The organism is Shewanella sp. Iso12, assembly GCF_012030025.1.
GTDB classification, from domain to species: Bacteria; Pseudomonadota; Gammaproteobacteria; order Enterobacterales; family Shewanellaceae; genus Shewanella; species Shewanella algae.
The window spans coordinates 362,943-388,869 of sequence record NZ_JAAUHW010000002.1; the positions used below are offsets into that span (position 1 = coordinate 362,943).

21 protein-coding genes are annotated in these 25,927 nt (G+C 51.6%); 16 read left to right on the forward strand and 5 right to left on the reverse strand.

The window, feature by feature from the left end:
• Positions 1-205 precede the first annotated feature (205 nt).
• Complete coding sequence (locus tag HCX89_RS05635) at positions 206-2,857, forward strand: TonB-dependent receptor (protein WP_167715335.1); 2,652 nt, start codon at positions 206-208, stop codon at positions 2,855-2,857.
• 212 nt (positions 2,858-3,069) lie between these two features.
• Here the strand turns inward: HCX89_RS05635 and HCX89_RS05640 are convergent, their stop codons facing one another.
• Together HCX89_RS05640 and HCX89_RS05645 are read right to left on the reverse strand one after the other, a co-directional pair.
• Positions 3,070-3,411 (reverse strand): TraR/DksA C4-type zinc finger protein, encoded by a 342-nt coding sequence (locus HCX89_RS05640; RefSeq protein ID WP_025890162.1) that lies wholly within the window; start codon positions 3,409-3,411, stop codon positions 3,070-3,072.
• 126 nt (positions 3,412-3,537) lie between these two features.
• Entirely contained in the window at positions 3,538-4,491 is a 954-nt protein-coding gene (locus HCX89_RS05645) for a tRNA-dihydrouridine synthase (protein WP_167715434.1), read from the reverse strand.
• Positions 4,492-4,784: 293 nt separating this feature from the next.
• Here HCX89_RS05645 and HCX89_RS05650 point away from each other — a divergent pair, with 293 nt between their 5' ends.
• The 9 genes from HCX89_RS05650 to recR all read left to right on the forward strand — a co-directional run bounded on the left by HCX89_RS05650 (position 4,785) and on the right by recR (position 12,927).
• Positions 4,785-5,237, forward strand: a complete 453-nt coding sequence (locus HCX89_RS05650; RefSeq protein ID WP_025011501.1) for a hypothetical protein — start codon at positions 4,785-4,787, stop codon at positions 5,235-5,237.
• A gap of 59 nt (positions 5,238-5,296) precedes the next feature.
• Positions 5,297-6,133 (forward strand): DUF692 domain-containing protein, encoded by an 837-nt coding sequence (locus HCX89_RS05655; protein WP_028781029.1) that lies wholly within the window; start codon positions 5,297-5,299, stop codon positions 6,131-6,133.
• Entirely contained in the window at positions 6,133-6,921 is a 789-nt protein-coding gene (locus tag HCX89_RS05660) for a DUF2063 domain-containing protein (RefSeq protein ID WP_071239182.1), read from the forward strand. Before HCX89_RS05655 ends, HCX89_RS05660 begins: the two co-directional genes overlap by 1 nt.
• 396 nt (positions 6,922-7,317) lie before the next feature.
• Positions 7,318-7,692, forward strand: coding sequence for a YbaN family protein (locus tag HCX89_RS05665; RefSeq protein WP_025888748.1), 375 nt, complete (start codon positions 7,318-7,320; stop codon positions 7,690-7,692).
• An 87-nt stretch (positions 7,693-7,779) separates the two neighbouring features.
• The gene (locus HCX89_RS05670) at positions 7,780-8,175 is read left to right on the forward strand and encodes a response regulator (protein WP_025011503.1); all 396 of its coding nucleotides are present in this window, start codon (positions 7,780-7,782) and stop codon (positions 8,173-8,175) included.
• A 95-nt stretch (positions 8,176-8,270) separates the two neighbouring features.
• Entirely contained in the window at positions 8,271-8,822 is a 552-nt protein-coding gene (gene apt / locus HCX89_RS05675) for an adenine phosphoribosyltransferase (protein ID WP_025011504.1), read from the forward strand.
• 121 nt (positions 8,823-8,943) lie between these two features.
• Entirely contained in the window at positions 8,944-11,853 is a 2,910-nt protein-coding gene (gene dnaX / locus HCX89_RS05680) for a DNA polymerase III subunit gamma/tau (RefSeq protein ID WP_167715337.1), read from the forward strand.
• Positions 11,854-11,984: 131 nt separating this feature from the next.
• Positions 11,985-12,314, forward strand: a complete 330-nt coding sequence (locus HCX89_RS05685) for a YbaB/EbfC family nucleoid-associated protein (RefSeq protein WP_025011505.1) — start codon at positions 11,985-11,987, stop codon at positions 12,312-12,314.
• Positions 12,315-12,327: 13 nt separating this feature from the next.
• Positions 12,328-12,927: a recombination mediator RecR gene (gene recR / locus HCX89_RS05690; RefSeq protein ID WP_025011506.1), complete on the forward strand. Its 600-nt coding sequence runs from the start codon at positions 12,328-12,330 to the stop codon at positions 12,925-12,927.
• Positions 12,928-13,048: 121 nt separating this feature from the next.
• On the opposite strand, the gene HCX89_RS05695 is transcribed toward recR, so the two are convergent.
• Positions 13,049-13,507, reverse strand: coding sequence for a carboxymuconolactone decarboxylase family protein (locus tag HCX89_RS05695; protein WP_025888747.1), 459 nt, complete (start codon positions 13,505-13,507; stop codon positions 13,049-13,051).
• A gap of 243 nt (positions 13,508-13,750) precedes the next feature.
• Between HCX89_RS05695 and htpG the strand changes: the two genes are divergently transcribed.
• The 5 genes from htpG to HCX89_RS05720 all read left to right on the forward strand — a co-directional run bounded on the left by htpG (position 13,751) and on the right by HCX89_RS05720 (position 19,986).
• Positions 13,751-15,664 carry a molecular chaperone HtpG gene (gene htpG / locus HCX89_RS05700; RefSeq protein WP_167715339.1) on the forward strand — a complete coding sequence of 638 codons (1,914 nt, stop codon included), beginning with the start codon at positions 13,751-13,753 and terminating at the stop codon, positions 15,662-15,664.
• A gap of 70 nt (positions 15,665-15,734) precedes the next feature.
• Positions 15,735-16,580 carry a tetratricopeptide repeat protein gene (locus HCX89_RS05705; protein ID WP_028781268.1) on the forward strand — a complete coding sequence of 282 codons (846 nt, stop codon included), beginning with the start codon at positions 15,735-15,737 and terminating at the stop codon, positions 16,578-16,580.
• 187 nt (positions 16,581-16,767) lie between these two features.
• Entirely contained in the window at positions 16,768-17,412 is a 645-nt protein-coding gene (gene adk, locus HCX89_RS05710) for an adenylate kinase (RefSeq protein ID WP_101059853.1), read from the forward strand.
• Between the two features lie 70 nt (positions 17,413-17,482).
• The gene (gene hemH / locus HCX89_RS05715) at positions 17,483-18,520 is read left to right on the forward strand and encodes a ferrochelatase (protein ID WP_093983172.1); all 1,038 of its coding nucleotides are present in this window, start codon (positions 17,483-17,485) and stop codon (positions 18,518-18,520) included.
• A gap of 161 nt (positions 18,521-18,681) precedes the next feature.
• Positions 18,682-19,986 carry an inosine/guanosine kinase gene (locus tag HCX89_RS05720; protein ID WP_025011037.1) on the forward strand — a complete coding sequence of 435 codons (1,305 nt, stop codon included), beginning with the start codon at positions 18,682-18,684 and terminating at the stop codon, positions 19,984-19,986.
• Between the two features lie 156 nt (positions 19,987-20,142).
• Here HCX89_RS05720 and HCX89_RS05725 read toward each other — a convergent pair whose 3' ends face one another.
• A complete protein-coding gene (locus tag HCX89_RS05725; protein ID WP_028781266.1) occupies positions 20,143-21,495 on the reverse strand; it encodes a dicarboxylate/amino acid:cation symporter in 1,353 nt (450 codons plus the stop codon).
• Positions 21,496-21,715: 220 nt separating this feature from the next.
• Between HCX89_RS05725 and HCX89_RS05730 the strand changes: the two genes are divergently transcribed.
• Positions 21,716-24,148 carry a hypothetical protein gene (locus tag HCX89_RS05730; RefSeq protein ID WP_028781265.1) on the forward strand — a complete coding sequence of 811 codons (2,433 nt, stop codon included), beginning with the start codon at positions 21,716-21,718 and terminating at the stop codon, positions 24,146-24,148.
• Between the two features lie 143 nt (positions 24,149-24,291).
• Here the strand turns inward: HCX89_RS05730 and astB are convergent, their stop codons facing one another.
• Positions 24,292-25,626, reverse strand: a complete 1,335-nt coding sequence (gene astB / locus HCX89_RS05735; protein ID WP_167715340.1) for an N-succinylarginine dihydrolase — start codon at positions 25,624-25,626, stop codon at positions 24,292-24,294.
• Between the last annotated feature and the right edge of the window lie 301 nt (positions 25,627-25,927).

Below are 25,927 nucleotides of genomic sequence, written 5' to 3' on the forward strand. Positions count from 1 at the left end.
ATTTATGGGTGTTTTTAAGTTTCATTGGCAGTTTCGCTCTATTTGTTTGTATCAATTGGTTACCCATTGGTTGTTTTTGTGTTTTGTTTGTTGACCGTATTGTTTTATTTGTGGAGTATCTTTGTGAGTGTTGCAATTTATTTGCAATGTTTAAAACAAAAATAATCAGATATTTCTTGCAGAAAGAAACATCAGGGAGACAAGTATGAGTTCCATCAGTTTAACTGCAAAGGCAGTTCGTCGCGGTTTACTTGCTGCGGCAGTTACGGGAATAGCTTTCAGCGGATATGCAACCGCTGAAGAAGCAAAAGAAGGCAAAGTCGAGCGTATTGAAGTAACTGGTTCACGTATCAAACAAGTGGATATGGAAACCGCTTCACCTGTTACTGTTATCACAGCAGCCGATCTTAAGGTTACCGGGGAAACCTCGGTTGCCGATGTATTGAATAACTCCAGTATCAACAGCTTTGGTTCCTGGCGTGGCATGTCCGGCTATGGTGCCGGTGCCAGTGCCACCAGTGATGTGGATTTACGTGGTCTGGGTTCTCAGGCAACCTTGATCCTGCTCGATGGTCGCCGTATGCCGGGTACCAGCTCAAGCTCAGGAACCGTTGCCGATACTTCCAGCATCCCAATGGCGATTGTTGAGCGAATCGAAATTCTGCGTGACGGCGCCTCTGCAGTTTACGGCTCGGATGCGGTTGCCGGGGTAATTAACATCATTACCAAGAAAGACTTTGAAGGGGTTGAGCTGAACTACACCGGTGAATCACCTGATGTGGAAGGCGGCGATTCTTCACGTTTCTCTGTCGCGGCCGGTTTTAGCACAGATAAGGGCAATATCACCCTGACGTTCGAGCATTACGATACTACCTCTGTGTACGATAAAGATGTTTGGCGCTTTGATGATCCTAGCTGGAACGGCATCAGCTCCTACAGTGTGATCCCAAGAGCTACCTATATTGGCGCCGATGGTAAATCAGCCAATTATACCAATAGCGAGCTTTGCTCCCAGGCACCGAATGTTATTGATGGTACCGACGGCGCCAATGCCGGAACCTGTTACTATGACTTTGGTAAGGTGACCAAGCTGTTTGGTAATGTGAACCGCAACAGTATTCTGTCTAACTTCAATTACCAGCTGACTGACGACATACAGTTCCGTGGCCGCGCTTCTGCCAGTCTGAGTGAAACCAATACCCGTTACGCGGGCACCCCGGTATCAACCAACGCCCCAACCATGGCTGCGGACAACCCAATGAACCCATTGGGCACAGATATCACTGAAATCCGTATGCGTTCGGTACAGATTGGTGAGCGTGACACTACCACTGAAACCAACTCAATCGACTTCCTGGCCGGGTTGGTAGGTTATTGGGATGTGGGTAACGGTATCGATTGGGAAATCAATGCCCAGCATACACGTTCAACCACTGACTCATTCAACTACAACCTGATCAACGACAATATCGTTCAGGACCTGATCGACACAGGCAACTATGATGTCTTCAACACCACAGGCATGAGCTATGAAGATTGGGATGCGCAGATGGCCGATCTCTATGGTCAAGCGGCCCATACCGGTGTGTATCAGGCGCAATTTAACAGCACCCAATTTGATGGTCTGTTGTCCGGTATGCTGTATGAAGGCAACGGTATTACTTTGGCCGCTGTTGTCGGTGCCGAGTATGAGATGATTGAGTTTGTGCAGCTGAGTGACCCGCAATCTGCTGCCGGTATTATCTCCGGTGGTTCGGGTGGCGACGATGTTGATGCAACCCGGGATCGCAGTTCTGGCTATTTGGAACTGCAATCTTCGCTGCCATACAATGTGGATCTGTCCGCTGCAGTTCGTTATGAGCGCTATGAGCAGGAAGGTAACATAGCTTCCGGCTTTGCATCTTCAACCTTCGATTCAGTTGTGCCCAAGTTCTCTGCGAGCTGGCGTCCGGTTGACTCTCTGTTGCTGCGTGCCAGCTGGGGTGAGTCTTTCCGTGCCCCTAATATGGGTGAGATGTTCTCCGGTGAAGCGCTGAGTTTTGAACGTACCCTGGATACTGTCTGGTGTAGTGCCAACCCCGGGGCCGATGAAAACTACTGTAGCCCAAGTAACCAATATAAGACCTTCTATGGCGGTAACCCGGATCTGAAGGCGGAAGAGGGGGAATCCTTGACCCTGGGCTTCGTCTGGAACGTGACTGACGATTGGAGTATTGAAACCTCTTACTATGACATCAGCTACGACAGCAAGATTGAAGTGGTCGATGTTGCGGATCTGATCCGTGAAGAAGAAGCCAATGGTGGTTCGCCTTATATCATTCGTGGCAGCGATGGCAAGATTGAGACCATTCACAGCCAGTATCGTAACTTGAGCGCGCTGGAAACTTCCGGGATTGACTTTGTCACCAGCTACAACCAGGAAACTGATTTCGGTGATTTCCGTCTGAAGTTGGAAATGACTCATGTACTGGAATATAAGACCAAGGCCGATGCCGAGTCTGACTTCTTCGATGAAGCAGGTCTGCAGGACAAGCCTGAATGGCGTGGCAGTGCGTCAATCAACTGGAGTCGTGATAACTGGAGTGCAGCTTGGACTACCTACTATATAGGTGGCCAGGATTCAGGAGCTGTTGAATACAACAACGAGTACCTAATCAACGTACCAAGCTACTTCAAGCACAACGTCCAGGTAAGCTACGCCCACGACTGGAATGGTTCCATCACCTTGGGTGTGAATAACGCCTTCGATGAGGAAGCACCAACCTGGTACAACTATGCTGACTATCGTGATGTCAACACAGGTCTGTACGACGTACTGGGTCGCACCTGGTTTGTAACCATTAATCAGAAGTTCTGATAAAACGCCGATTCTCCCTTACGGCTCAGCCCCGCCATTTTGGCGGGGCTTTTTTGTATAGAGCCCCTCAACTAGGCTGGGGGTTCCGTTTATCCGAATAAAAGCTTGTCTGTCAGGAGCCGAGGACATACGCGCAAAGAAAGAGCGGAGTTTTACGATAGTCATAAAAAAAGCAACCCTTGAGGTTGCCTTCATCGCTCTTGATTGATCAATCAGTGATTCAATCGCAATTCTTGTCTGTGTTCGTGTTTATATTGCTCATGGCAACGTTCACAACGCTGCTCGGTCGGATCTCTGTCGAGCCGATATGCTTCGATTTCAGCCTCACAGTCTGCACAAAGACCATAAAGCCCTAAATCCAGTTGGCAGAGGGCGGCATCCAGTCTCAATAGTCTGTGGTAGAGAGGATGTTTGCAAAGATCGGCCTGAGTCATGGTTTCAATCAGATCACTGAGTGACATCTGGGGATCCCAGTGGGGTCCGAGCACCATTATCTCTTTCCTGAGATCGATTTCTAACGCCGACAATGCTTGTCTGATATGGGAGCTGCTCACTGATAATTGCCTGTAAAGATTGAGTCTACGGTCATTTAGTCTAAACAGCCGGGTCAATGTCACTATGATAAAGATCAAATCTGGGTGACATTTTCTGTCGTTAAGGCGCTAATTTGTCAGAATTGCTCACATCTTGTCATCTATTTCGCGATGAGCTCGGCTGAGAGTGGCCACTATGTCGTCGGTTTGCTTGTGTACCCTGAGTTCCCTGAACAGGGTATCGGCCTGTGGATACTGGCGATTGAGGTAGCTGAACCACTGTTTGATCCGTGCCGGGTAGTAGCAACTCTTGCGGCCGCTGAGCTCTTTCTGGCTGTAACTCATCAGCAGTGCCAGGGTCTGTTGCCAGCTGTATTGCATGGCGCCGTTTTTGATGTGATCCGCCAAATTGGGCAGAGAGATGGCGCCGCGACCCACCATGATACTGTCGCAACCCGTTACTTCCATGCAGCGCAGGGCATCTTCCCGGTTCCAAATCTCGCCGTTGGCGATCACGGGAATGGCCAGTTTTTCACGTATCTCAGTGATATATTCCCAATAGGCGGGTGGACGGTAACCGTCTTTTTTACTGCGGGCATGGACAGCCAACTCAGCGGCGCCGGCTTCATAAATCGCCAGCGCGTTTTCCATAAACAGGCTCTTGTCTTCGAACCCCAGGCGAATTTTGGCGGTCACCGCATGAGGTTCAGGAACCGCCTGCCGCATGGCTTTGACTATCTTATGGATCTGCTCCGGATACTGGAGTAACACGGCACCGCCTTTGCTGCGGTTGACCATCTTGGCCGGACAACCAAAGTTGGCATCTACCCCTTGGGAGCCGAGTTCTATTGCCCTCAAGGCGTTTTCAGCCATCCAACCAGGTTCCTGTCCTAAAAGTTGTACCCTGACCGGCGTACCACTGAGAGTCATGCCGCCCTGCAGCAGTTCGGGGCAGAGGCGATGGAAGACTTTTTCAGGCAAAAGTTGATCCACCACACGTACAAACTCTGTGACCATCAGATCATAAGGATTAATTGCAGAGAGCAGTTCCCGCATCAGATTGTCAACAACCCCCTCCATAGGGGCGAGAATAATACGCACGTGTTTAAGGCCTGGCTGAAATAGAAAGTGGCGCATTCTACCTTAAATCCCATCCGGCACCAATCGACAGCTTAAAAGGCACAGGCTTATTCGAGAGATCTAACTGTTAACAGCTTGATCTTATCGGCATTTGCTATTTTACTCATGTATCCCTACATGGGGTTTTAGGTAAAAACTGTGATCCGTGGTTGAAAATGTGAAATAGATTCTGCTGTCCCCGGGTCTGATATTGCAAGCCGGCAATTGAGGCCGGTCACTCGTAACAACTCTATGAGCAACAGGCAGGAAAGACAATGAAGACAGTCAAGACAACTACAGTAGCAGCCGCTTTGGGTATGGTTATCGCAGGTTCCACCGTCGCGGCAGAGGCCCAGGCCAGTGCTTTCGGTTTTCAGGCAATGGAAGCCGGTTATCAATTGGTTGGTAATGAAGGCAAATGCGGCGAAGGTAAATGTGGTGATAAGAAAGCCAAAGAAGCCGAGCACAAGGGCCGTGAGGGTAAATGCGGCGAAGGCAAGTGTGGCGAAGGGATGAAGAAAGCTGCCGAAGGCAAATGTGGTGAGGGCATGAATAAGGCCGCCGAGGGCAAGTGTGGTGAAGGCATGAAAAAAGCCGCAGAAGGAAAGTGCGGTGAAGGCAAGTGTGGCGAAGGAATGAAGCATTCCGCCGAGGGTAAAGCCAAAGCCGAAGCCAATAAGGTCAAGGAAGGCAAGTGTGGTGAAGCCAAGTGCGGTAGTAACCACTGAAGCTGAATAGTGCAGGGCGCATTGCGCCCTGTCTGAAACCACAAAGGCGGTAATTATTTATGAATAACTGTGTCGGTTTGGGGCTTAGGCGGGAGATGCTGGCCGAGTTTTGTCAGGCAGCACCCAAGGAGGCCGATTTTTTCGAGGTCGCGCCGGAAAATTGGATGCGCCTGGGGGGTAAGTTTGGAAAGCAGTTTCGACAACTGACCGAGAAGCATTCATTTTACTGTCATGGGCTCAGTCTTTCTATCGGTAGCCCAGCTCCGCTGGATCTGGCGTTTATCAAGGAGATTAAGCGCTTTCTCGATTTGCACCAGATAGATGTCTATTCAGAACACTTAAGCTATTGCTCTGCCGATGGGCATATGTACGATCTTATGCCTATCCCTTTTACTTATGAGGCTGTACGGCATGTCAGTGCCAGGGTCAAACAGGTTGAGGCGATTCTGGAGCGGCCACTTATTCTGGAAAATGTGTCCTTTTATGCTGCTCCGGGTGCCGAGATGACAGAGCAAGAGTTTGTCTGCGCCGTGCTGGAAGAGGCTGACTGTCGTCTGCTGCTGGATGTCAACAACATCTATGTCAACTCGGTTAATCATGGCTATGATCCTGCAGCTTTTCTGGCGGCCATGCCCAGTGAGCGCATCGCTTACCTGCATATTGCCGGTCACTATCAGCAGGATGAAGATCTGATTATCGATACCCATGGCGCCGATATTATCGACCCTGTCTGGCAACTGCTGGCAGAGTGCTATAGGTTGCACGGGGTGCATCCCACCTTGCTGGAGCGGGACTTTAATATTCCCGAAACCCAAGTCTTGTGTCAGGAGTTGAAGCAGATAGACACGCTGCAACACCGGGCCTTGGGTGCATTTGCACAAGAGAGGAGAGCTTGATGGCCTTGGCCCAATTACAACAGGCTTTTGTTGCCTATTTGCGGCGGGATGATATGCCTTTGCCGGCCGGCACCGATGAACGGCACATGCGGGTATATCGCGAGCTTTTTTTCAATAATGTCAATGGCTTTGTTTCCAATGCCTATCCGGTTCTTAAGTCGTTGCATACAGAGGCGCAGTGGTTGGCGTTGGTAAAGGATTTCTTTGCCCGCCATGATTGTCAAAGCCCGTTGTTTATCGATATTGCCGCCGAGTTTCTCGACTATCTGTGTCGGGAACAGGCAAGCGCTTTGGATGCCATGCCTTTTATGCTGGAGCTGGCACATTATGAACTCTTGGAACTGCAGGTATCTGTGGCAGTGGACAGTTCGGCGCCTTGGCTGGAGCCGACCGAGCTCCAGGCACTGGAGCAACTGGCTGCAAAACTGCAATTGGCCGTCACCGCCAGAGTGGCGCAATATCAGTTCGAAGTTGACCGAATTAGCCCAGATTTCCGCCCGGATTCGGTGGCGGCCACCCCAGTATTTTTCTGTGTCTATCGTGACCGGGAAGAGGAGGTGCGCTTTTTAAGGCTCAATCCCATGACGGCGCAGCTGTTGGCCAAACTGCAGCAAACGCCGCTGAGTTTTACCCGGTTACTTGCTTGGCTGGCAGAGACATTTCCCCAGTTTCCAGAGCCGCAGCTTTGTCAGGGTGCGCTCACTACTTTGGCGGAGCTGGCGGTCTTGGGCATTATTCGTAAGCAACCCACAACCGCCATCCAAGCCACAACACCTTGTCAGGCATGAGTTTATTTTAGTTGTACTTGCCTTGGGCTGACCCTTTGGCTGACATTGATGCCTGAGTACGGCCTGAATGCAAGGGAGTGGCTAATCCCATTGAAAAAACATGGTTTTTATCGGCGTGAGAAAGGGCTAGAATAGCGCGGTTTTGTGATTGAGATCACTCCCACACTGGCCCTAGAAGTAGAGGAGCTGTCATGAGTCAGCCGTTTAAAGACCCATTCAATATTTTGTATTTTCTTGGTTTTATTCTGGTAATGCTGTTACCTACACTGCCTGCCAGTCTGTCTTGGCTGAAACACGCGGGATTGATCTGAAGCAGCAAGATCCAGCTTTTGCTACAATGGCCACCCTCAGCGGTGGCTTTTGTTTAGGGGCGACCGGTTTTCCAGAGGAAATTGGATGGTTATCAAAAGAGGCTTCTTTTTAATCTCGGGTATCTTGAGCCTGGCTATGGGATTACTCGGCATCGTCTTGCCTGTGCTGCCCACGGTTCCCTTTATTTTGTTGGCCGCTTTTTGTTTTGCCCGCTCCAGCGAAAGGCTACACGATTGGCTGCACAGTCATCCTTGGTTTGCCCAGCCTCTTGCCGATTGGCATTCCCGTAAAGCGATGCGTAAAGGATTAAAGCGAAGGGCTTTTTTGGTCAGTGGCGCCAGTTTTGCCCTCAGCATTGCCTTGGTGCCACTTTGGTGGGTGAAACTCTTACTTGCCGTTTGCTGTGTCTGTCTGTTGTTGTTCCTGTGGCAGATCCCCGAGCTGGAAGATAGTGAGTGATCCTGTAGACAAAAACGTCGACTTGTCGTGATTTTGTCATTCAGTTGGGGTAGCCTTGGCGCGCCTTGAAACCACCAGGGAAATTTAATGAGTTTCAACATTTTGCTTGTTGATGATAATAACATCAGCCAACAGGCTTTGGCCGAACTGTTCCAGAGCCAAGGTTGGCACTGTACGTTGGCCACCAATGGCATGCAGGGGCTGGCGTGCGCCGAGCGGCAAAACTTCGATGCCGTGATTAGTGGCTTTTTCATGCCTTTGCTCGACGGGCCGCACTTCATCCCGCTACTCAGGCAACTCGACGGTTATGCCAACCTGCCTGTCGTGGTGCTAAGTACTCACAGCCAAGAGGAAGTGGCCGCCAGTATGGATATGTCCCAGGTTAATGGCTTTTGGAGAAAACCATTGAACTGTGACACAAAGCAACAACTCCTGGATCACTTATCGACAGAGATTGTTGCATGGCGGATTAAAGCGGCTTAAGCTTTAGCCGGATTTTTGAAATGCAGTCCACCTCAGTGTGGACTTTTTTGTTGTAAAGAGCCGGGCCCAGTGTCTGGAAATGAAGTATTGAGACTATGGCAATGAACTCCGACAGCTTAAGCCTGATTAAGCAAAGCATTAAAACCATTCCGGATTATCCTAAAGCCGGGATCCTGTTCCGCGACGTAACCAGTCTGCTTGAAGACCCGGTTGCCTACCAGTTAAGCATTCGGTTGCTGGTGGATCATTATAAAGATCATGGTTTTACCAAGGTTGTCGGTACCGAAGCCCGTGGTTTCCTCTTTGGTGCCCCTCTGGCGCTGGAGTTGGGTGTGGGCTTTATTCCCGTGCGTAAGCCCGGCAAGTTGCCAAGAGAAACCATAGCCGAAAGCTATGAGCTGGAATATGGCCACGACACCCTGGAAATGCATGTTGATGCCATAGTGCCGGGTGACAAGGTACTGGTTATCGATGACTTGCTGGCAACCGGTGGCACCATTGAAGCCACAGTTAAGCTTATCCGTCGCTTAGGCGGCGAGGTGAAGGACGCCGCATTTGTGATCTCCCTGCCGGACCTGGGCGGTGAACAGCGCCTGACCGAGCAAGGGCTCGAACTGGTTAAGCTGTGCGAGTTTGACGGCGAATAAAAGCTCAGCCCTGCTGCTTTGCGGGTCGTCTCGGTAGCGTGAAGTCATACCTCATGTTATTGTTTTACGATCCGCGGAGCTTGCTCCCGCAAAGATACTTTTATGGATTTTGGGGAGTTTCATGTCCTATCAGGTACTAGCCAGAAAATGGCGACCTGCCAGTTTTGATCAGGTAGTCGGCCAATCTCATGTCTTGCATGCATTGACCAATGCCCTGAGTCAGCAACGACTGCACCATGCCTATCTGTTTACCGGTACCCGCGGCGTCGGCAAGACCAGTTTGGCGCGCCTGTTTGCCAAAGGGCTCAACTGCGAAACAGGGATCACCGCTAAGCCATGTGGCCAATGCAGTGCCTGTCAGGAAATTGCCCAGGGGCGTTTTGTCGACCTTATCGAAGTCGATGCGGCTTCCCGTACCAAGGTAGATGATACCCGCGAACTGCTGGATAATGTTCAGTATCGCCCAACCCGGGGGCGTTTCAAGGTTTACCTGATAGACGAAGTTCATATGCTGTCCCGCAGCAGTTTCAATGCGCTGCTCAAGACACTGGAAGAACCCCCAGAGCACGTCAAATTCCTGCTGGCCACCACAGATCCGCAAAAGCTGCCGGTGACTGTACTGTCCCGCTGCCTGCAATTTAACCTAAAGAGTCTGGATCAGACGGAGATGGCCGGCCAGTTGCAGCATATTTTGCAAAGCGAAGGTCTTAAGTTTGAAACTTCTGCGCTGACGCTCCTGGCGCGAGCCGCCAACGGCAGTATGCGAGATGCCCTGAGCCTGACAGATCAGGCTATCGCCTTTGGAGCCGGGCAAGTGATGCTGGAGCAGGTACAAACCATGCTCGGCGCCATAGATGAGCGCCAGGTGCTGGCGCTGTTTGATGCGCTCCTCACAGGCGACATCGCCAAAATGATGCAGGAAGTGGCCAAGGTGCTGGCATTTGGCGCCGATGCTGCCGAAGTGCTGCGCAGCTTGCTGGAGCTCTTGCATCAGATAACCCTGAGTCAGTTTGCGCCGGCGGCGGCCAATCTGTCGCTGTTTGGTCCCAGAATTAACCACTATGGTGAAAACCTCACCCCCGAGCAGGTGCAGCTCTATTACCAGTTGCTGCTCAGCGGTCGCAAGGAGCTGCCTTATGCACCGGATCCCAAGTCAGGGCTGGAGATGGCGTTACTCAGAGCCGTTGCCTTTGTGCCGGAAACGCCGCCCAAACGTTGGCAAAGGGGGGAAGTCGCCGATCTGTCTGCCTTGGATAACAGCAGCAGTGCCGCTGCGCCTGCGGCGGTCGGGGCGCTGAATCAACCCCTGGCAAGCAATAACGCCGATGAGATAAAACCTCAAGCCGCCTCTGCTCAATCTATTACAAGCCAGGCTGTTGAAGCGCAAGCCGAAAAGACGCAAGCTGCCAAGATGCCAACACAGGTAAGCCCGGCGGCTGAGACGCAGGCGAGCAATATTGACTCACAGATGGCTGCCGATGAGGGCGAAGATGCAGACGAACAGGCCTTATTGGCCGAACAGGCGCTGCTGTTATCCCAGGCCGGTAGCATGGGGTTCCGGAATGAGGCCTCTGAGCCTGCTAAAGTGGCCGAGTCTCTGCCGGCACGGCAACCTGCTGCAGCTCAACCTCACAAGCCTGTGTCACAAGCTGAAACCTCGACTATTGGTGATGAGCAGCAATCTCAGGATGACTTCTATACTGCCATGGGCTATTCACTGCAAGGTGAAGGGCAGGATAGCAGCCTGGATTTTTATCAGCAGCAGATGTCGATGGACAGCCAAATGCCATCCGCTGCTGACAAGAGTACCTCCGAGGCATCGCTATCAAATAAGCCATCAAGCGAGCCAGTGCCTGCCGATGCCAACATAGACTCGGGCAGCGATGACATCTTGGGTGATGATCTGCTCGATCAGGTGCTTGCCACCCGGGATTTGCTGCTCAGTGATATAGAGGCCGCCAGCCCCAAGGACGGTGAAGAAAAAAAGCCCTTGCTGGAGCGCCGCAGCGCGGCTGCAGCACCTGAGTCCGATGCAGTAGCGGCCACTCAGTCAGAAGCGGCAGCAGAGCCAGGAAACAGCCCTGAGCTGAGCAAAAGCCCTGAGCGGGTAGACAGCCCTGAACCAAGCAATAGCCCCGAGCCCTCCCAAGCAGAAACACAAACTCCTGTTGCCGGGGAGGTGCCCTCCAAATCTGGCCCAAATCATGTTGCGGCGCTCAAGGAGGACAGGCCACCATGGGAAGATGCCCCAGAGGGTGCGGTTGAAGCGGGTCGCGAGGCAATGCAAGACAGTGAAACGGTTCAAAACGTGGCTTTCCTACAAGCCGAACCAGAGTCTGTGCCTGAACCACAACCACAACCACAACCACAACCACAACCACAACCACAACCACAACATACCGCGCAGCAGACGGCACAGGAAGCTGCACCACAGGCGGTAGACGAGCCGGGACATGAGCCGAAAAATGAGCTTGAGCTGGGATCTGGCCAAAGCACTACAGTAAATACTGTAAACACAGGAGCTCGGCCTGCATCCGAGCCGGGCCAAGCACCAGGCCCGGAGTCCGCCGAGGCCTTCGCCCATGCTCCACCCAGCGGTCATCCACAGGATCTCTATTGGTATAAATTGATGTCCTCGCTCGAAATAGGCGGCCGGGTAAGGCAACTGGCGGTGAACTCAGTCTGTGAGCGCATAGCTGAACCGCTGCCCTTGCTGCTCAAGCCGGATCAGAAGCACTTGGCGGCAGATTCGGCTATTAAACAGCTCGAAGAGGCGCTTTCCAAACTGTTTGGGAAACCTTGCCGCACAGAGATTGTCGTAGGAGTAGATGACCAAAGGGAAACGCCGTTGGAAATTCGTCATCGTTTTCATCAGGAGCTCCTGAGCGGGGCTCATGCTTCATTGATGAATGATGAAAACATTCAATGGCTTGTCAGTCATATGGGGGCCGAACTGGATCAGGATACTCTCGGATATCCCCCTGAGCTGCTCAGTCAACGGGCTAATTTGATTGCAGACAAGGCGCCCTAGGGCCCGGTGGATGTTACCCGCTTCATAAGATTGCCGCTCAAAGCGACTCTTGGATTGCCAAGCGGGTTTATTTCAGTAAGATTAGCCAACTTTGACCTGTTACTCACAACTTGAATTGAAGAGATAAAGCTATGTTTGGAAAAGGCGGTATGGGCAACCTGATGAAGCAAGCCCAGATGATGCAAGAAAAAATGGCCAAAATGCAGGAAGAGATTGCCCGCATGGAAGTCACTGGTGAGTCAGGCGCAGGATTGGTGAAAGTCACCATGACCGGCAGCCACAATGTTCGCAAAGTCGAGATAGATCCCAGCTTGCTGGAAGACGACAAAGAGATGCTGGAAGATCTGATCGCCGCGGCATGCAACGATGCGGCTCGCCGTGTTGAAGAGAACCAAAAGTCCAAGATGGCCGAAGTGACAGGTGGCATGCAACTGCCTCCTGGCATGAAGATGCCATTCTGAGTCGGAATAACAGATGAAATTCAGCCCACTGGTGGATGAATTGATCCAGTCGCTGCGCTGTCTGCCAGGTGTCGGCCCTAAATCGGCACAGCGGATGGCGTTTCAACTGCTTGAGCGCGAGCGTAAAGCCGGGCTCAAGTTGGCTGAAGCGTTGGAGCGAGCCATGAAGGAGGTGGGGCATTGTCAGTCCTGCCGCACCTTCACCGAGGAAACGCTGTGTCCCATCTGCGCCAGTCCTCGGCGCGGCAACGCCGATACCATCTGCGTGGTTGAAACGCCGGCCGATGTGTTGGCTATCGAAGCCGGTGGGCATTTCAGTGGCCGTTATTTTGTGTTGCTGGGGCATCTGTCGCCGCTCGATGGTGTCGGACCCGAAGAGTTGGGGCTGGCGCTGCTGGAAGAGCATCTGGCCAAAGGCGAGATTGCCGAGCTGATCCTGGCCACGAACCCGACGGTTGAAGGTGATGCCACGGCGCATTTTATTGCCGATATCGCCCATCGCTACCAAGTCAAGGTGAGCCGAATCGCTCACGGAGTTCCGGTAGGCGGTGAGCTGGAATATGTCGACAGCACAACCTTGGCATTGTCGTTTAATGGGCGAATGCCGCTCTGAAACTTGGGTTAATGTGCCTTCTGTGAATACCGGCCCCGCTTATGCGGGGCTATTTTTTAACTGTTCCAGGTGTGCCTGCCTTTGGGAGAATAGTTTGCCGTCCATGGGTAATCCGAGTCATTTAGGGCTGGTAGTTGCCAACCTCGGGTTTAAACACTTTCACTATACGGTTCCAACTATTGATGGCATTGATAGCTATGGTCAAATCTGTCATCGCCTGAGGGCCGAAACAATCCAGCACCTGTTGGTACTCTTCATCGCTGATGCTTAAACCGGCGGTCAGTTTCTCGGCCCAACCGAGGGCGACACCTTCTTCGTAGCTATAGATGGGCATGTCCCGCCAGGCATTGAGGCCAAAAATTCGTTCGGCCTTTTCGCCGTACTTCAGTGCGTCTTTACTGTGCATATCAATACAAAAGGCGCACTGATTGATCTGTGAAACTCTGAGTTTGACCAGCTCCCAGATAGTCACTGACATGGTTTCCGATGCATTGAATTGTTGGTGGAAGTAGCTTTCCTGTTGGTAAAGAATCTTCATTGCCTGTGGTGCGGCGTTCGCGTAATCGAGTCGTTTCATCATGATATCTCCTGAGATAGGGTCTCAGACGATAACCAGGCAAAGAGCGCAAAGATTGGATATTTCCGACATGGATGGAAATCGTCAATCGGCATCCAGGCGATATTTTGGGCCATGTGAGGGCTATTTTTTCGACGGCTGTTATCGGTCTGTGTCCTTCCGCCCTTGAATTTAAAAATCGCATCCCCATTTAGTTAAGCAACTCAAGTTGGTTTAACCTATTGCGATAAACAAGGGAAGCTATTCATGTCACATCAAGAAACTCATGGTTTTCAAACTGAAGTCAAACAACTTTTGCATTTGATGATCCACTCTTTGTACTCCAACAAAGAGATTTTCTTGCGTGAATTGGTATCCAATGCTGCCGATGCCGCCGACAAACTGCGTTATCTGGCGCTTACCAACGATGCGCTTTATGAAGGTGATGGCGAGCTCAGGGTACGTATCAGTACCGATAAGGAAAAGGGCACTATTACCATTGAAGACAATGGTATTGGTATGACCCGTGACGGCGTTATCGAGCATCTGGGTACCATTGCCAAGTCAGGCACTTCAGAATTCTTCAAAAACCTCTCCGGCGATGCCGCTAAAGACTCGCAGCTGATTGGTCAGTTCGGTGTGGGTTTCTACTCGGCCTTTATTGTGGCCGACAAGGTAACGGTGAGAACCCGCGCTGCCGGCCACAAGGCCGATGAAGGCGTGCAATGGCAGTCTGCAGGTGAAGGCGACTTTACCGTTGAGAACATAGTCAAAGAGAGCCGCGGTACCGAGATTACTCTGCATCTGCGCGAAGAGGAAAAAGAGTTTGCCGACGACTGGCGTTTGCGCTCTATCATCACCAAGTACTCAGATCATATCTCCATTCCGGTAGAGATGTGGCAGGAAGGTTCGCCCGAGTCTGAAGGCCCGGATGGTGAAAAAGTACCTGCGACCGAAGGTCAATGGCAAGTGATGAACAAGGCCACCGCGCTTTGGACCCGCAACAAGTCTGAGATTTCCGATGAGGAATATCAGGAGTTTTACAAGCATATCTCCCATGATTTCAGCGATCCTCTGCTGTGGAGTCACAACCGGGTCGAAGGTAAGCAGGAATACACCAGCTTGCTTTACATTCCTTCCAAGGCGCCTTGGGACCTTTGGAACCGGGATCGCAAGCAGGGTCTGCAACTCTTTGTTCAGCGTGTATTTATCATGGATGACGCCGAGCAGTTTATGCCCTCTTACCTGCGTTTCGTCAAAGGCCTTATCGACTCAAACGACCTGCCGTTGAACGTCTCCCGTGAGATACTGCAGGACAACAAGGTGACCCAAACCATGCGCACGGCCATCACCAAGCGGGTGCTGGGCATGCTGGAGAAACTGGCAAAAGACGATAGTGACAAGTACCAGCAGTTCTGGGCCGAGTTCGGCCAGGTACTGAAAGAGGGCCCGGCAGAGGATTGGAGCAACCGCGAGCGTGTGGCCGGCTTGCTGCGTTTTGCCTCGACCCACAATGACACTGCGGCACAAACGGTATCGCTGGACGACTATATTGGCCGGATGAAAGAAGGTCAGAGCAAGATTTACTATATTGTTGCCGACAGCTATGAGGCGGCGGCCCACAGTCCGCACCTGGAACTGCTGCGTAAGAAGGGCATCGAAGTGCTGTTGATGTCTGATCGCATTGACGAGTGGCTCATCAACCATCTGACCGAGTACAAGGAAAAGGCGTTGCACTCTGTGACCCGCGGCGAGTTGGATCTCGGTGAGCTGGAAGATGAAAATGAAAAGGCCGAACAGGAAAAACTGGCGGCTGAGTCCGAGTCTTTGCTCAAGCGTATCAAAGAAGCACTGGGTGATAAGGTGAAGGATGTGCGGGTGACCACGCGTTTGACCGATACCCCAGCCTGTGTGGTGGCCGGTGAAGGTGAGATGTCGAGCCAGATGATCAAGCTGATGCAGGCCGCCGGCCAACAGGTGCCGGAAGTCAAACCGACATTTGAGCTGAACCCGACGCACCCGCTGGTGGCCAGGCTCAATGAAGAGGCAGACGAAAGCCGCTTTAATGACTGGAGTAACCTGTTGTTGCAACAGGCAATGTTGTCAGAAAAGGGCAGCCTGGCCGACCCATCTGAGTTTATCCGCTTGATGAACCAGATGCTGCTTGCCAATCTTAAGTAAGCCAATCAAAAAAGGGCCTTTATGGCCCTTTTTTACTCGGGAATAGCCCGACCATCCAACAAGGATTGCTATGGAAACACGTATCGAACTGACCCGCGACAATATTCAACAGGTGGTGGAAGCCTCGAAACAACAGTTGGTCGCGTTGGTCTTCTGGGCACAGCAGAGCCCGGAGAGTCTGGGGCTGCTCGGCACCATGGAAGCATTGGCAAGCCGTTATCAGGGGCAACTGCTGCTGGCGGCCGTTAACTGTGAAACCGAGATGGAAATTGCCTCCTATTTCCAAATCCAGAGCCTGCCGACCACTTTGTTCCTCAGTCAGGGCCAGCCGGTTGACGGATTTGCCGGGGTGCAGGACGAGTCGCAAATTCAGGCCATGCTGGATAAACATCTGCCCGCCGCCTGGGAGTTGCAACTTGCTGACGCCAGAGAATTACTCGCAGGAGGCGATGCCGCTGCAGCCCTGGTGCTGCTGAAGGAGGCCTATGGCGAGCACAACGGCGCCGAGGTGGCCTTGCCCTATGCCGATGCATGCCTGTTAAGCGGTGATATTGCCGGTGCCAAGAGCTTGCTTGCCGGCATCAAGCTTGAAGATCAGGATGCATACTACGCCAGTTTACAAGCCAAACTCAAATTGGCGGAAGAGGCTGCTGATACGCCGGAAATCCGCTCTTTGCAACAAGCGCTTGAAGCGGCTCCGGGTGACCTGAGTTTACTTGGCAAGCTGGCAACGGCACTGCATCAGGCGCACCGGGATGAAGAGGCTCTTGAGCTGCTTTTTGCGCAACTGCAGCAAGATCTCAACGCCGGCAATGGTGAGTTGAAACAACAGTTTCTGACGATACTTTCAGCCCTTGGCCAGGGGAATGCACTGGCGAGCGGCTATCGTCGCAAGCTCTACAGTTTACTCTACTGATAGAGTCAAGCTTGACAGCCCAAGCCTCTGCCTGAGCGGTTTTGACCATTTTCAACAGGTCAGAGCTGTCAGGTTTTTTTGGCGTTTCTGTGGCTAAAGTCGAAGCCAAAAGCCTTCTCATGGGCGGTCAGATGTGCGAAGATCGCCGCCCTAACAAGAATATCAATGCGAAAAGAGGACTCTTGATATGCGCATTATCCTATTGGGCGCCCCTGGTGCCGGTAAAGGTACCCAGGCTCAGTTCATCATGGAAAAGTATGGCATTCCACAGATCTCAACCGGCGATATGCTGCGTGCTGCCGTCAAGGCCGGTACGCCTTTGGGACTGGAAGCCAAGAAGGTGATGGACGCCGGACAATTGGTTTCAGATGAGCTGATCATAGGTCTGGTCAAAGAGCGCATTACTCAGGACGATTGCGCCAAGGGTTTCCTGCTGGACGGTTTCCCGCGCACCATTCCACAGGCTGATGCCATGGTGGCCAACGGTATCCATGTCGATCATGTGATTGAGATCGATGTGCCGGACGAAGAAATCGTCAAGCGTATGAGCGGTCGTCGGGTGCACCCTGGTTCTGGCCGGGTTTACCATGTAGTCTTTAATCCGCCTAAAGAAGAAGGCAAGGATGACGTCACTGGTGAAGAGCTGGTTATCCGTCCCGATGATGAAGAGAGCACAGTACGTAAGCGCCTTGGCATCTACCACGAACAAACCAAACCTCTGGTGGATTACTATGGTGCCATGGCTGCCAAGGGTGATACCAAGTACAGCAAGTTCGATGGTACCCAGAGCGTTGTTTCCGTCAGCGAAGCCATTGTGAAGGCACTGGGCTGATTAATTATCAGAACCGGTTCTCATAATCGAAAAAAGCCCGCAGCTGCGGGCTTTTTTTATGGTTTTAGCGATGTTAACTTGGCGCCATCTTTCTCGGAACAGGAATAATACAGTGCAGGATACCCGTCCTCCATTCGGTGTGCTTTTAGTTAACCTGGGAACTCCCTCTGCGCCAACCAAAGCGGCGGTGCGTGCTTTTTTGAAGCAGTTCCTCAGTGATCAACGTGTGGTGGATCTGTCTCCCTGGCTGTGGCAACCCCTGTTGCAAGGGATTATTCTCAATACCCGCCCGGGCAAAGTCGCCAAGTTGTATCAGTCTATCTGGCAAGCAGAAGGCTCGCCATTAATGGTGGTCAGTAAACAGCAGAGACAAGCCCTGGCGGAATTGCTTCGGGAGCAAACTGGTTGCCATATTCCTGTGGAGCTGGGTATGAGCTATGGCAGCCCGTCCTTGAATGATGGCCTGACGGCGCTGAAAAATGCCGGTGTGGACAGGGTGCTGGTGTTGCCTCTCTATCCTCAATATTCCTGCTCCACTGTGGCCAGTGTGTTTGATGGTGTTGCCGCTGCGTTGAAAATGGAGCGTAATCTGCCTGAGCTGAGGTTTGTGCGGGATTACCACGACAAGCCAGGTTATATTCAGGCCCTGGCAGGCAGCGTCCGTAGCCATTGGCAGCGAGAAGGGCGGGGACAAAGGCTGCTTATGTCGTTTCATGGGGTGCCTGAGCGCTACATCAAGGAGGGCGATCCTTATCGCAGTCAATGCGAAACCACGGCCAAGTTGCTGGCCGCCGAACTTGGCCTGGGTGAAGGCGAATGGCAGCTGTGCTTTCAATCCCGTTTCGGCAAAGAGCCTTGGTTAACCCCTTATACCGATGAGCTGCTCGAATCTTTGCCGGGGCAGGGAATCACAGCGGTCGATATCATGAGTCCCGCCTTCGCCGCCGACTGTCTGGAAACACTGGAAGAGATAGCCCAAGGAGGCCGCGAGAGCTTCCTTGAAGCCGGTGGGAAACAATATCAATTTATCCCTTGTCTCAATGCACAATCGGCTCATATGCGTTTTCTTGCTGATTTGGTGAAGTTTCACACTGAAAACTGGCATTAAGCCGGCGAGCGCGCACTGGTGCGGCGGTGGATTTGTGATAGAATCTGCCGCCATTCGGTGTGGTCGCTGGCAGCCCAGTCAGCCTGGCCTAAGATCATTATCAGGAAAGTCTGTACTCAAGCAGTGCAGCTACTCAGGGACGAAGACAACGAGAGCCCAATATGAAATTTCCCGGTCAGCGTAAATCCAAACACTATTTCCCGGTCAAAACCCGTGATCCTCTGCTGGCGCAGTTGACTCAACAGCCGCAACCTTTCAGTACCTGGATTTCAGGTATAGATCAAACTCTGGTGGATATCGAAGCCAAGGTCGAAGATGAACTGCTGCAGCGTTACGGCTTACCCAAAGGCAACTCGACTCTGATTGATGATGCCAGTGCCCACCAGTTGTATCATGAGCTCAAAAGCCGTGAGTTGGTCAGCGATGAGTTTGCCGGCGGTACTATCGGCAATACCATTCACAATTACTCAATTCTCGCCGATGACAGATCTGTGCTCTTTGGCGTGATGAGCAAGAATATTGAAGTAGGCAGTTATGCCTACCGCTATCTCTGCAACACCTCGTCCAAGGTAGATCTTAACTACCTGCAACCGGTTGAAGGCCCTATAGGTCGCTGTTTTACCCTGATCTCCGATGGCGGTGAGCGCACTTTTGCCATCAGCAAAGGCTCAATGGACAAGTTAAGCCCGGAGTTTATCGATAAAGAAGTGATTCAGGGCAGTTCTGCTTTGGTGTTGACTGCCTACCTGATGCGAGCCAGCGATGGTGATCAGATTGGTGAAGCGGCGTTGACCGCCATTCGCTACGCCCAGGAAGCCGAAGTGCCGGTAGTACTGACCTTGGGAACCCGTTTCCTGATTGCCGAAGATCCCAAGTGGTGGCAGGAGTTTATTCGCCAGCACGTTACTGTGCTGGCGATGAATGAAGATGAAGGTGAGGCGCTGACCGGATTTGCCGATCCTTTGCTGGCCAGTGAAGCGGCACTTGAATGGTGTGACATGGTACTGACCACAGCGGGTGCTTCAGGACTTTACACCGCCGGTTATACCAACGATGCCGAGAAACGCGAGACGGCTCATACTCTGCTTCCCGGTGCTATTCCTGAGTTCAACCGTTATGAGTTCTCCCGCCCGAAACTGAAAAAAGACTGTGACAAGCCCATCAAGGTGTATGCCCATATTTCGCCTTACATGGGCGGGCCGGAGAAAATTCACAATACCAATGGCGCCGGTGATGGTGCCCTGTCTGCCCTCTTGCATGACTTGGCGGCCAATACTTTCCATAAGACCAACGTGCCGGGCTCCAGCAAGCATAAACGCGATGGTTTGTGTTACTCCTCATTCTCGCAAATCTGTAAGTACGCCAACCGGGTGGCTTATGAAGTGCTGGCGCAGCACAGCCCACGCCTCTCCAGAGGTTTGCCTGAGCGGGAAGACAGCTTGGAAGAAGCCTACTGGGAGCGTTAAGCTCGTTTCCACAAGTAGATTAAAAGACAAATAGATTAAAAGAAGAGGGCGCTCAAATGAGCGCCCTCTTTGTATTTCCACTCTTTTTGTTTTTGATATCTGAAAGCCAAGCAGCAAGGGCTAACTTGGCTTTGATACCCAAATCCGGATTATCCCTTACATGGGAGTGTGGTGTTCCTTGTGAAAGCTGACATTGTTTTTGCCGGCTTTAGGGTCATTGAAGGTCTCTTCATTGAACTCATTTTCCGACTTGGCAATTACCACGGTTGCGACGGTATCACCTGTGACGTTAACCGCGGTGCGCACCATATCCAGCAATCTATCTACGCCAATAATCAGTGCTATACCATCTACCGGCAGGCCCACTTGATTGAGCACCATGGCCAGCATCACCAGACCCACTCCGGGTACCCCGGCTGTGCCGATAGAGGCCAGGGTGGCAGTGACAACCACAGTGATATAGTCGGTAATCGTCAGGTCGATACCGTAAACCTGAGCAATAAACACAGTCGCCACCCCCTGCATGATGGCGGTGCCATCCATGTTGATGGTTGCGCCCAAGGGTAAGGTGAACGAGGCTATCTTGTTATCAACGCCCAGGCGATGCTCGGCCGTTTCGATAGTGACCGGCAGGGTAGCGTTGGAACTGGCGGTACTGAAGGCAAATAGCTGCACGTCGCGCATTTTACGGATAAAGGTGAGGGGATTCAGCCCTGACAGCAGATTGAGCAGCACTGGGTAGGTGACAAAGGCATGCACCAGCAGTACGCCCAGTACCACAAAGAAGTATGCAACTACGCTGCTGAAGGTCTCCATACCGAGAGTCAATGCCAGTTTACCCATAAGGGCAAATACGCCATAGGGGGCCAGATGCATGATCAGGGTTACCACCTTCATGATCACCTCATTGAGGTCCTCAAACAGGGCGGCAACCCGCTTGCCCTTGTCGCCCACATGAGAGATGGCGAAACCAAAGATCACGGCAAAGATGATGATCTGCAGCATATTGCCTTCGCTCATCGCCTGCATCGGATTGGTGGGCACTATGTTGATTAACACTTCTGCCAGGCTGGGGGCATCTTTGGCCTCAAAACTGTTACCTGCGGTAGGCATACTGCTATGTCCAGGATGCAGTAATACCGCCGCCATAATCGACAGTGTCAGGGCAACGGCTGTGGTAAACAGATAGAAAGCCAAGGTTTTACCCCCAAGGCGTCCCAGTTTTGAAGGCTCACTGAGTGAGCTGGTACCGCAGACGAGAGAGATAAATACCAGTGGCACCACCAGCATTTTCAAGCTGGAGATAAAGATGGTACCGACAACGTTGAGAAAACCTTCGGTGATGTAATCCTCAACAAAGATGAAGTAGGGGTCTTGCCGAACTTGTTCTGAGTTCAGGTCACCATCGGGGAAAAAATGTCTCAGAAGAAGGCCGAATAAAATACCGGCCGCCATCCCGATAAGGATCTTGCCGGTCAGGCCTATTTTCTTGGTTGGAGTGAATGCCATAAATCTTCCTGTTTAATTCTTGTACTTTTGTTATTTGGCGCACTAAAGCCTAGCAAGAAAGCTCTCTCGAGGAAATGATACGTGAGTTAAAGTTTTTGGCAAATAATGAGTCGTATAGCGCATTTGTGCTGGAAATGTTTAAGGAAAATTGTGTAATGTTGCTCTATAAGTAATACACAAGCAGATTGTTCGTATTTATTGAGTAACAGGGAGTCTGACAATGAGGTCAGCGTTTAAGTTTTGCTTCACTTTATTATGTAGTTTTCTTTTATTTGCCTGTGGCGGTGGGGGCAGTATTTCAGATACCGGGGATGGCTCGACGCCGCCAACGGGAACAACAACCGTCACTCTGAATATTTCAGATCCCAATATTTCCGCAGAAAACCCTGCGACCTTGACTGCGACTGTCAGCAATAGCTTAACGGGAGCGTTGGCGGGGCAACTGGTGACTTTTACCCTAAGTAACGAAAACCTGGGCACCTTCAACCCAGCCATAGGCACAGCCCTGACTGATGCAGATGGCAAAGCCGTGATTTCGCTGGCAACGTCCAACATTGCCGGTGCCGGTACCGTTAGCGCTGCAATCAGCTCAGGAGAGTCTGCCTCGGTCGGTTTCACTATGAAAGGTGATGGCGGTCAAGCCGGAGGTGGCGCGCAAGTCACCTTAACTCTTACTGACGTTGATGGTAATACGACAGACAGCATTACCAGCACATCTCCCGGTATTCTTGTTGCCACAGTAACCGGCCTGTCAAAACCGGCCATAGTGACATTCGATGCCTCTTTGGGCGATCTCCCGATAAAAACTGCGATTACGGATGCCAACGGTAAGGCCAGCGTCAGTATTTATGCAGGAAGTACTCCAGGCGCCAGTTCTGCCACCGCCTCGTTGGCAACCGGTGAAAAGGCTGAGCATGTCTTTGTGATCGGTGCTTCAGATGTACAGATGGGGAGTGGTGATCCTTTTGTTTCCGGAAAAGCAGCAGTGAGTGCAGCGACTCTATCGGCGGGGGGTACCGCTACGATTTCGGTAATGTTGCAAGATAGCCAAGGTAAGCCGTTTACTGAACCTGTCGATGTGAGTTTTTCATCAACCTGTTCCAAAAAGACCTCTCCTGAAGCCGTAATTAGTAGCCCTGTAACGGCCATTAATGGCCTGGCGACCAGTACTTATCTGGCCAAAGGATGTGTCGGTGACGATAACATCACGGTTTCTGCCGATGTTGGTGGCAAAAATCTGTCTGCTACCGGGGTTGTGAAAATATTGGCAGCCGACGCCGGAAGCATAGTGTTTGTTGATGCTTCCCCTGAGAATATCGGTATCAAGGGTACAGGTTCGGATGAGTCCTCTATTATTCGCTTTAAGGTGTTGGATACCAATGGTAATGCTGTTGCCAACAAGGCCGTCAGTTTCAGCCTTAATACCGATGTAGGTGGTTTGAGTCTCAACCCGGCAACGGCGACAACAAATAACGAAGGGATAGTACAGACTGTCGTAAATTCGGGCACGGTAGCAACTACCGTTCGGGTGACGGCTGACATAGATGGGACCTCTCCGCTGATCTCCAGTCAGTCCAGTGTCTTGGTTATCTCTACCGGTAAACCGGATCAGGACTCCTTCTCGCTTTCGGCTGAAACCCTCAATGCCGAGGGATGGGATGTAGATGGCACGGCAGTGAAAGTAACTGCTCGTCTGGCCGATGCTTTCAATAACCCGGTTCCGGACGGCACGGCGGTTTACTTTACAACAGAGGGGGGCGCAATTACTCCTTCGTGTACCACCACAGGTGGTGTTTGCTCAGTGACTTGGACCAGCCAGAACGCTCGCCCTGAAGGCCAATTACTGGTCGATAACAGCGGCTCCCGTAACCCCATTGCGGAGCTTTCTGCAACCGGTGGCAACTTCTATGGCCAAAAGTATGGTGGCCGCGCAACCATCACAGCTACAGCCAACGGTGAGGAGTCTTTCCCGGATACCAATGGTAACGGCCGTTTTGACGCATCTGAAGTCGCTGCATTCCAAGGTACTGATGTCAGTGGCCAACCTTATGATCTGGCAGAGGCCTTTGTTGATCACAATGAAGATGGATTGTTCAATCCTCAGCAAGCCGGTGGTGAAATTGGCGGTGAGAATGAGGAACTGATCGACTTCGACAGCGATGGCGTATTTGACTCGGCCGATGGCAAATACAATGGTGTATTGTGCTCTATCCCCGCCCATGACGCTTGTGCCGATGGTATTAGTCATTCTCAATCCATCAACGTTCGTTCCAGCTTGGTGATGGTAATGTCTGGCAGCACGGCTTATGCCACCGACCCAGCCGACATCCGCATCATTGATCGTGACGGCGATAATCTGGGAGGTGACATTGATATCAACGGTAAATCGAGTGCGACAGTCCAGTTCACTATTTCTGACCTGCATAATCAGCAAATGCCATCCGGAAGCGTGGTGACCTTTACGACATCTGCCGGTTCGGTAGCCAGCTCAGGAAGCTATACTTGGCCCAGCTCCAATCACAACGGTGGCCGTCAATTCAGCGTAACCTTGAAGGGGGCAGATGAACCAGATTCAGGTTCCTTCATTGTTAAGGTCAAAACTCCCGGTGGTGCAGAAACCGAAGTCGTTAACTTGAAGGTCAATATTTATTGATAAAATCAAGTGACCCAAAAGGCGCCATCGGCGCCTTTTTTATCAAGAGTGTTTGTACATATCGATTGGTCTATAACGACTTGAAATACGCGCTATCTACAAAAAGACCACTCATTTGAGTGGTCTTTTCATTAAGAAGTTGCCTATCTCTGAAACTGATAGACACTACCGAGCTTCATTATCTGGGTCAGTTCATCCAGTGCGGTGCGAGACTCGACTATCAATTGTGGGTCGGCCAAGTCTGCGGGTAACAAGCGGTCGCGGTAGTGTTTGTCCACCCAGGCGTTGAGGCGAGTAAACAGGCTATCGTCGAGCAGTACATGCTGATTGATGGCTGCCAACTCGGCATCATTCATGGCGACCCTCAGGCGAAGGCAAGCCGGGCCACCACCGTTTTGCATGCTTTGTTTAACATCAAAGTATTCAACTTTCTGAATCGGAGTATCCAGAGTCAGCAGTTCATCGAGGTAGGCTTTTACCGCAGGGTTCTCTGCACAATCGGTTGGCGCTATGATGACCATCTTGCCATCACTCATACTCAAAAGTTGAGTGTTGAACAGGTAGGATTTTACCGCATCCTGAATACTGACTTTGGCGGTCGGTACTTCAATGAAATGGAGATCACCTTCCAGCTTGGCCCGGATCTCGGCCAGCTTGGCCTTGGTATCAACAAAGGCTTGCTCGTGATGGAAAAGCACATTGCGGTTACCGACAGCAATTACATCATTGTGGAATACGCCTTGATCTATCACCTCAGGATTTTGTTGAATAAAGACAGTGTTGTCTTCATCGAGACGATGTAAACGGGCGATAGCCTGTGAGGCTTCCAGCGTTTGTCTGGCGGGAAACTTCTTCGGCTTTATGGCCTGAGGGTTGGTAGCTTCCTGGCCGTAAACAAAGACTTCGACTCCGGCATGACCATATTCCTGACACAGGCGGGTATGATTGGCAGCGCCTTCATCACCAAAACTGCTGTGTTCCGGCAGGTGCTGGTGGTGTACAAAATAGCGACTGTCACTGAAAATGGCCTTGAGAATGTTGCCTGTGGTTTGCGGTTCGATTGAGCGATGCAATTTATCCACCAGGTTGGCCGGGGTAAAGTGCACACGGCCATCATGGGTATCGGCGCTCGGGGATACGGTTGCCGCATTGGCGGTCCACATGCTGGAGGCGCTGCAACAGGCTCTCAGAACCGCCGGTGCCTGCTCGGCGGCCTTCTGCAGTACTTCTTTATCGGTACCGCTAAAACCTATCCTTCGCAGCGTATGCAGATCGGGGCGTTCTTGCGGTGCCAGCATGCCCTGGATCATCCCCATGTCGGCCAGCGCCTTGGCTTTTTGCAATCCCTGCTTGGCCGCAGCCTTGGGGTTGGCTGCCTGGGCGGCATTGTTCAGGGAGGCGACATTGCCGAACGACAGGCCAGCATAGTTGTGGGTGGGTCCCACCAATCCGTCAAAATTCGCTTCAAAATGCTTCATTGCTTGTCCTTTTGGGGTATTTGAGGTTGTTATAGGGGCCCAATCCAGGCCCTGGACTGGCCCCAGTATACTTGAGCTCCTAGGCTTAACAAGTCGCCCCACAGGGTGGCAAAAGTGCTTTTTCATCACAAATGCATAACTATTACTTGCTTGCAGTGAAATAATGAAATATTAGTTTTTAATTACGCAATATTATTTTGTACAAATTTTTAACCCTGCTTAAAAATTGAGTCGCCGGTACACATAAAAGAGGGATTAACTTGAAAGTCCGAGGACAACCCTCTATATATGGTGCCAATTT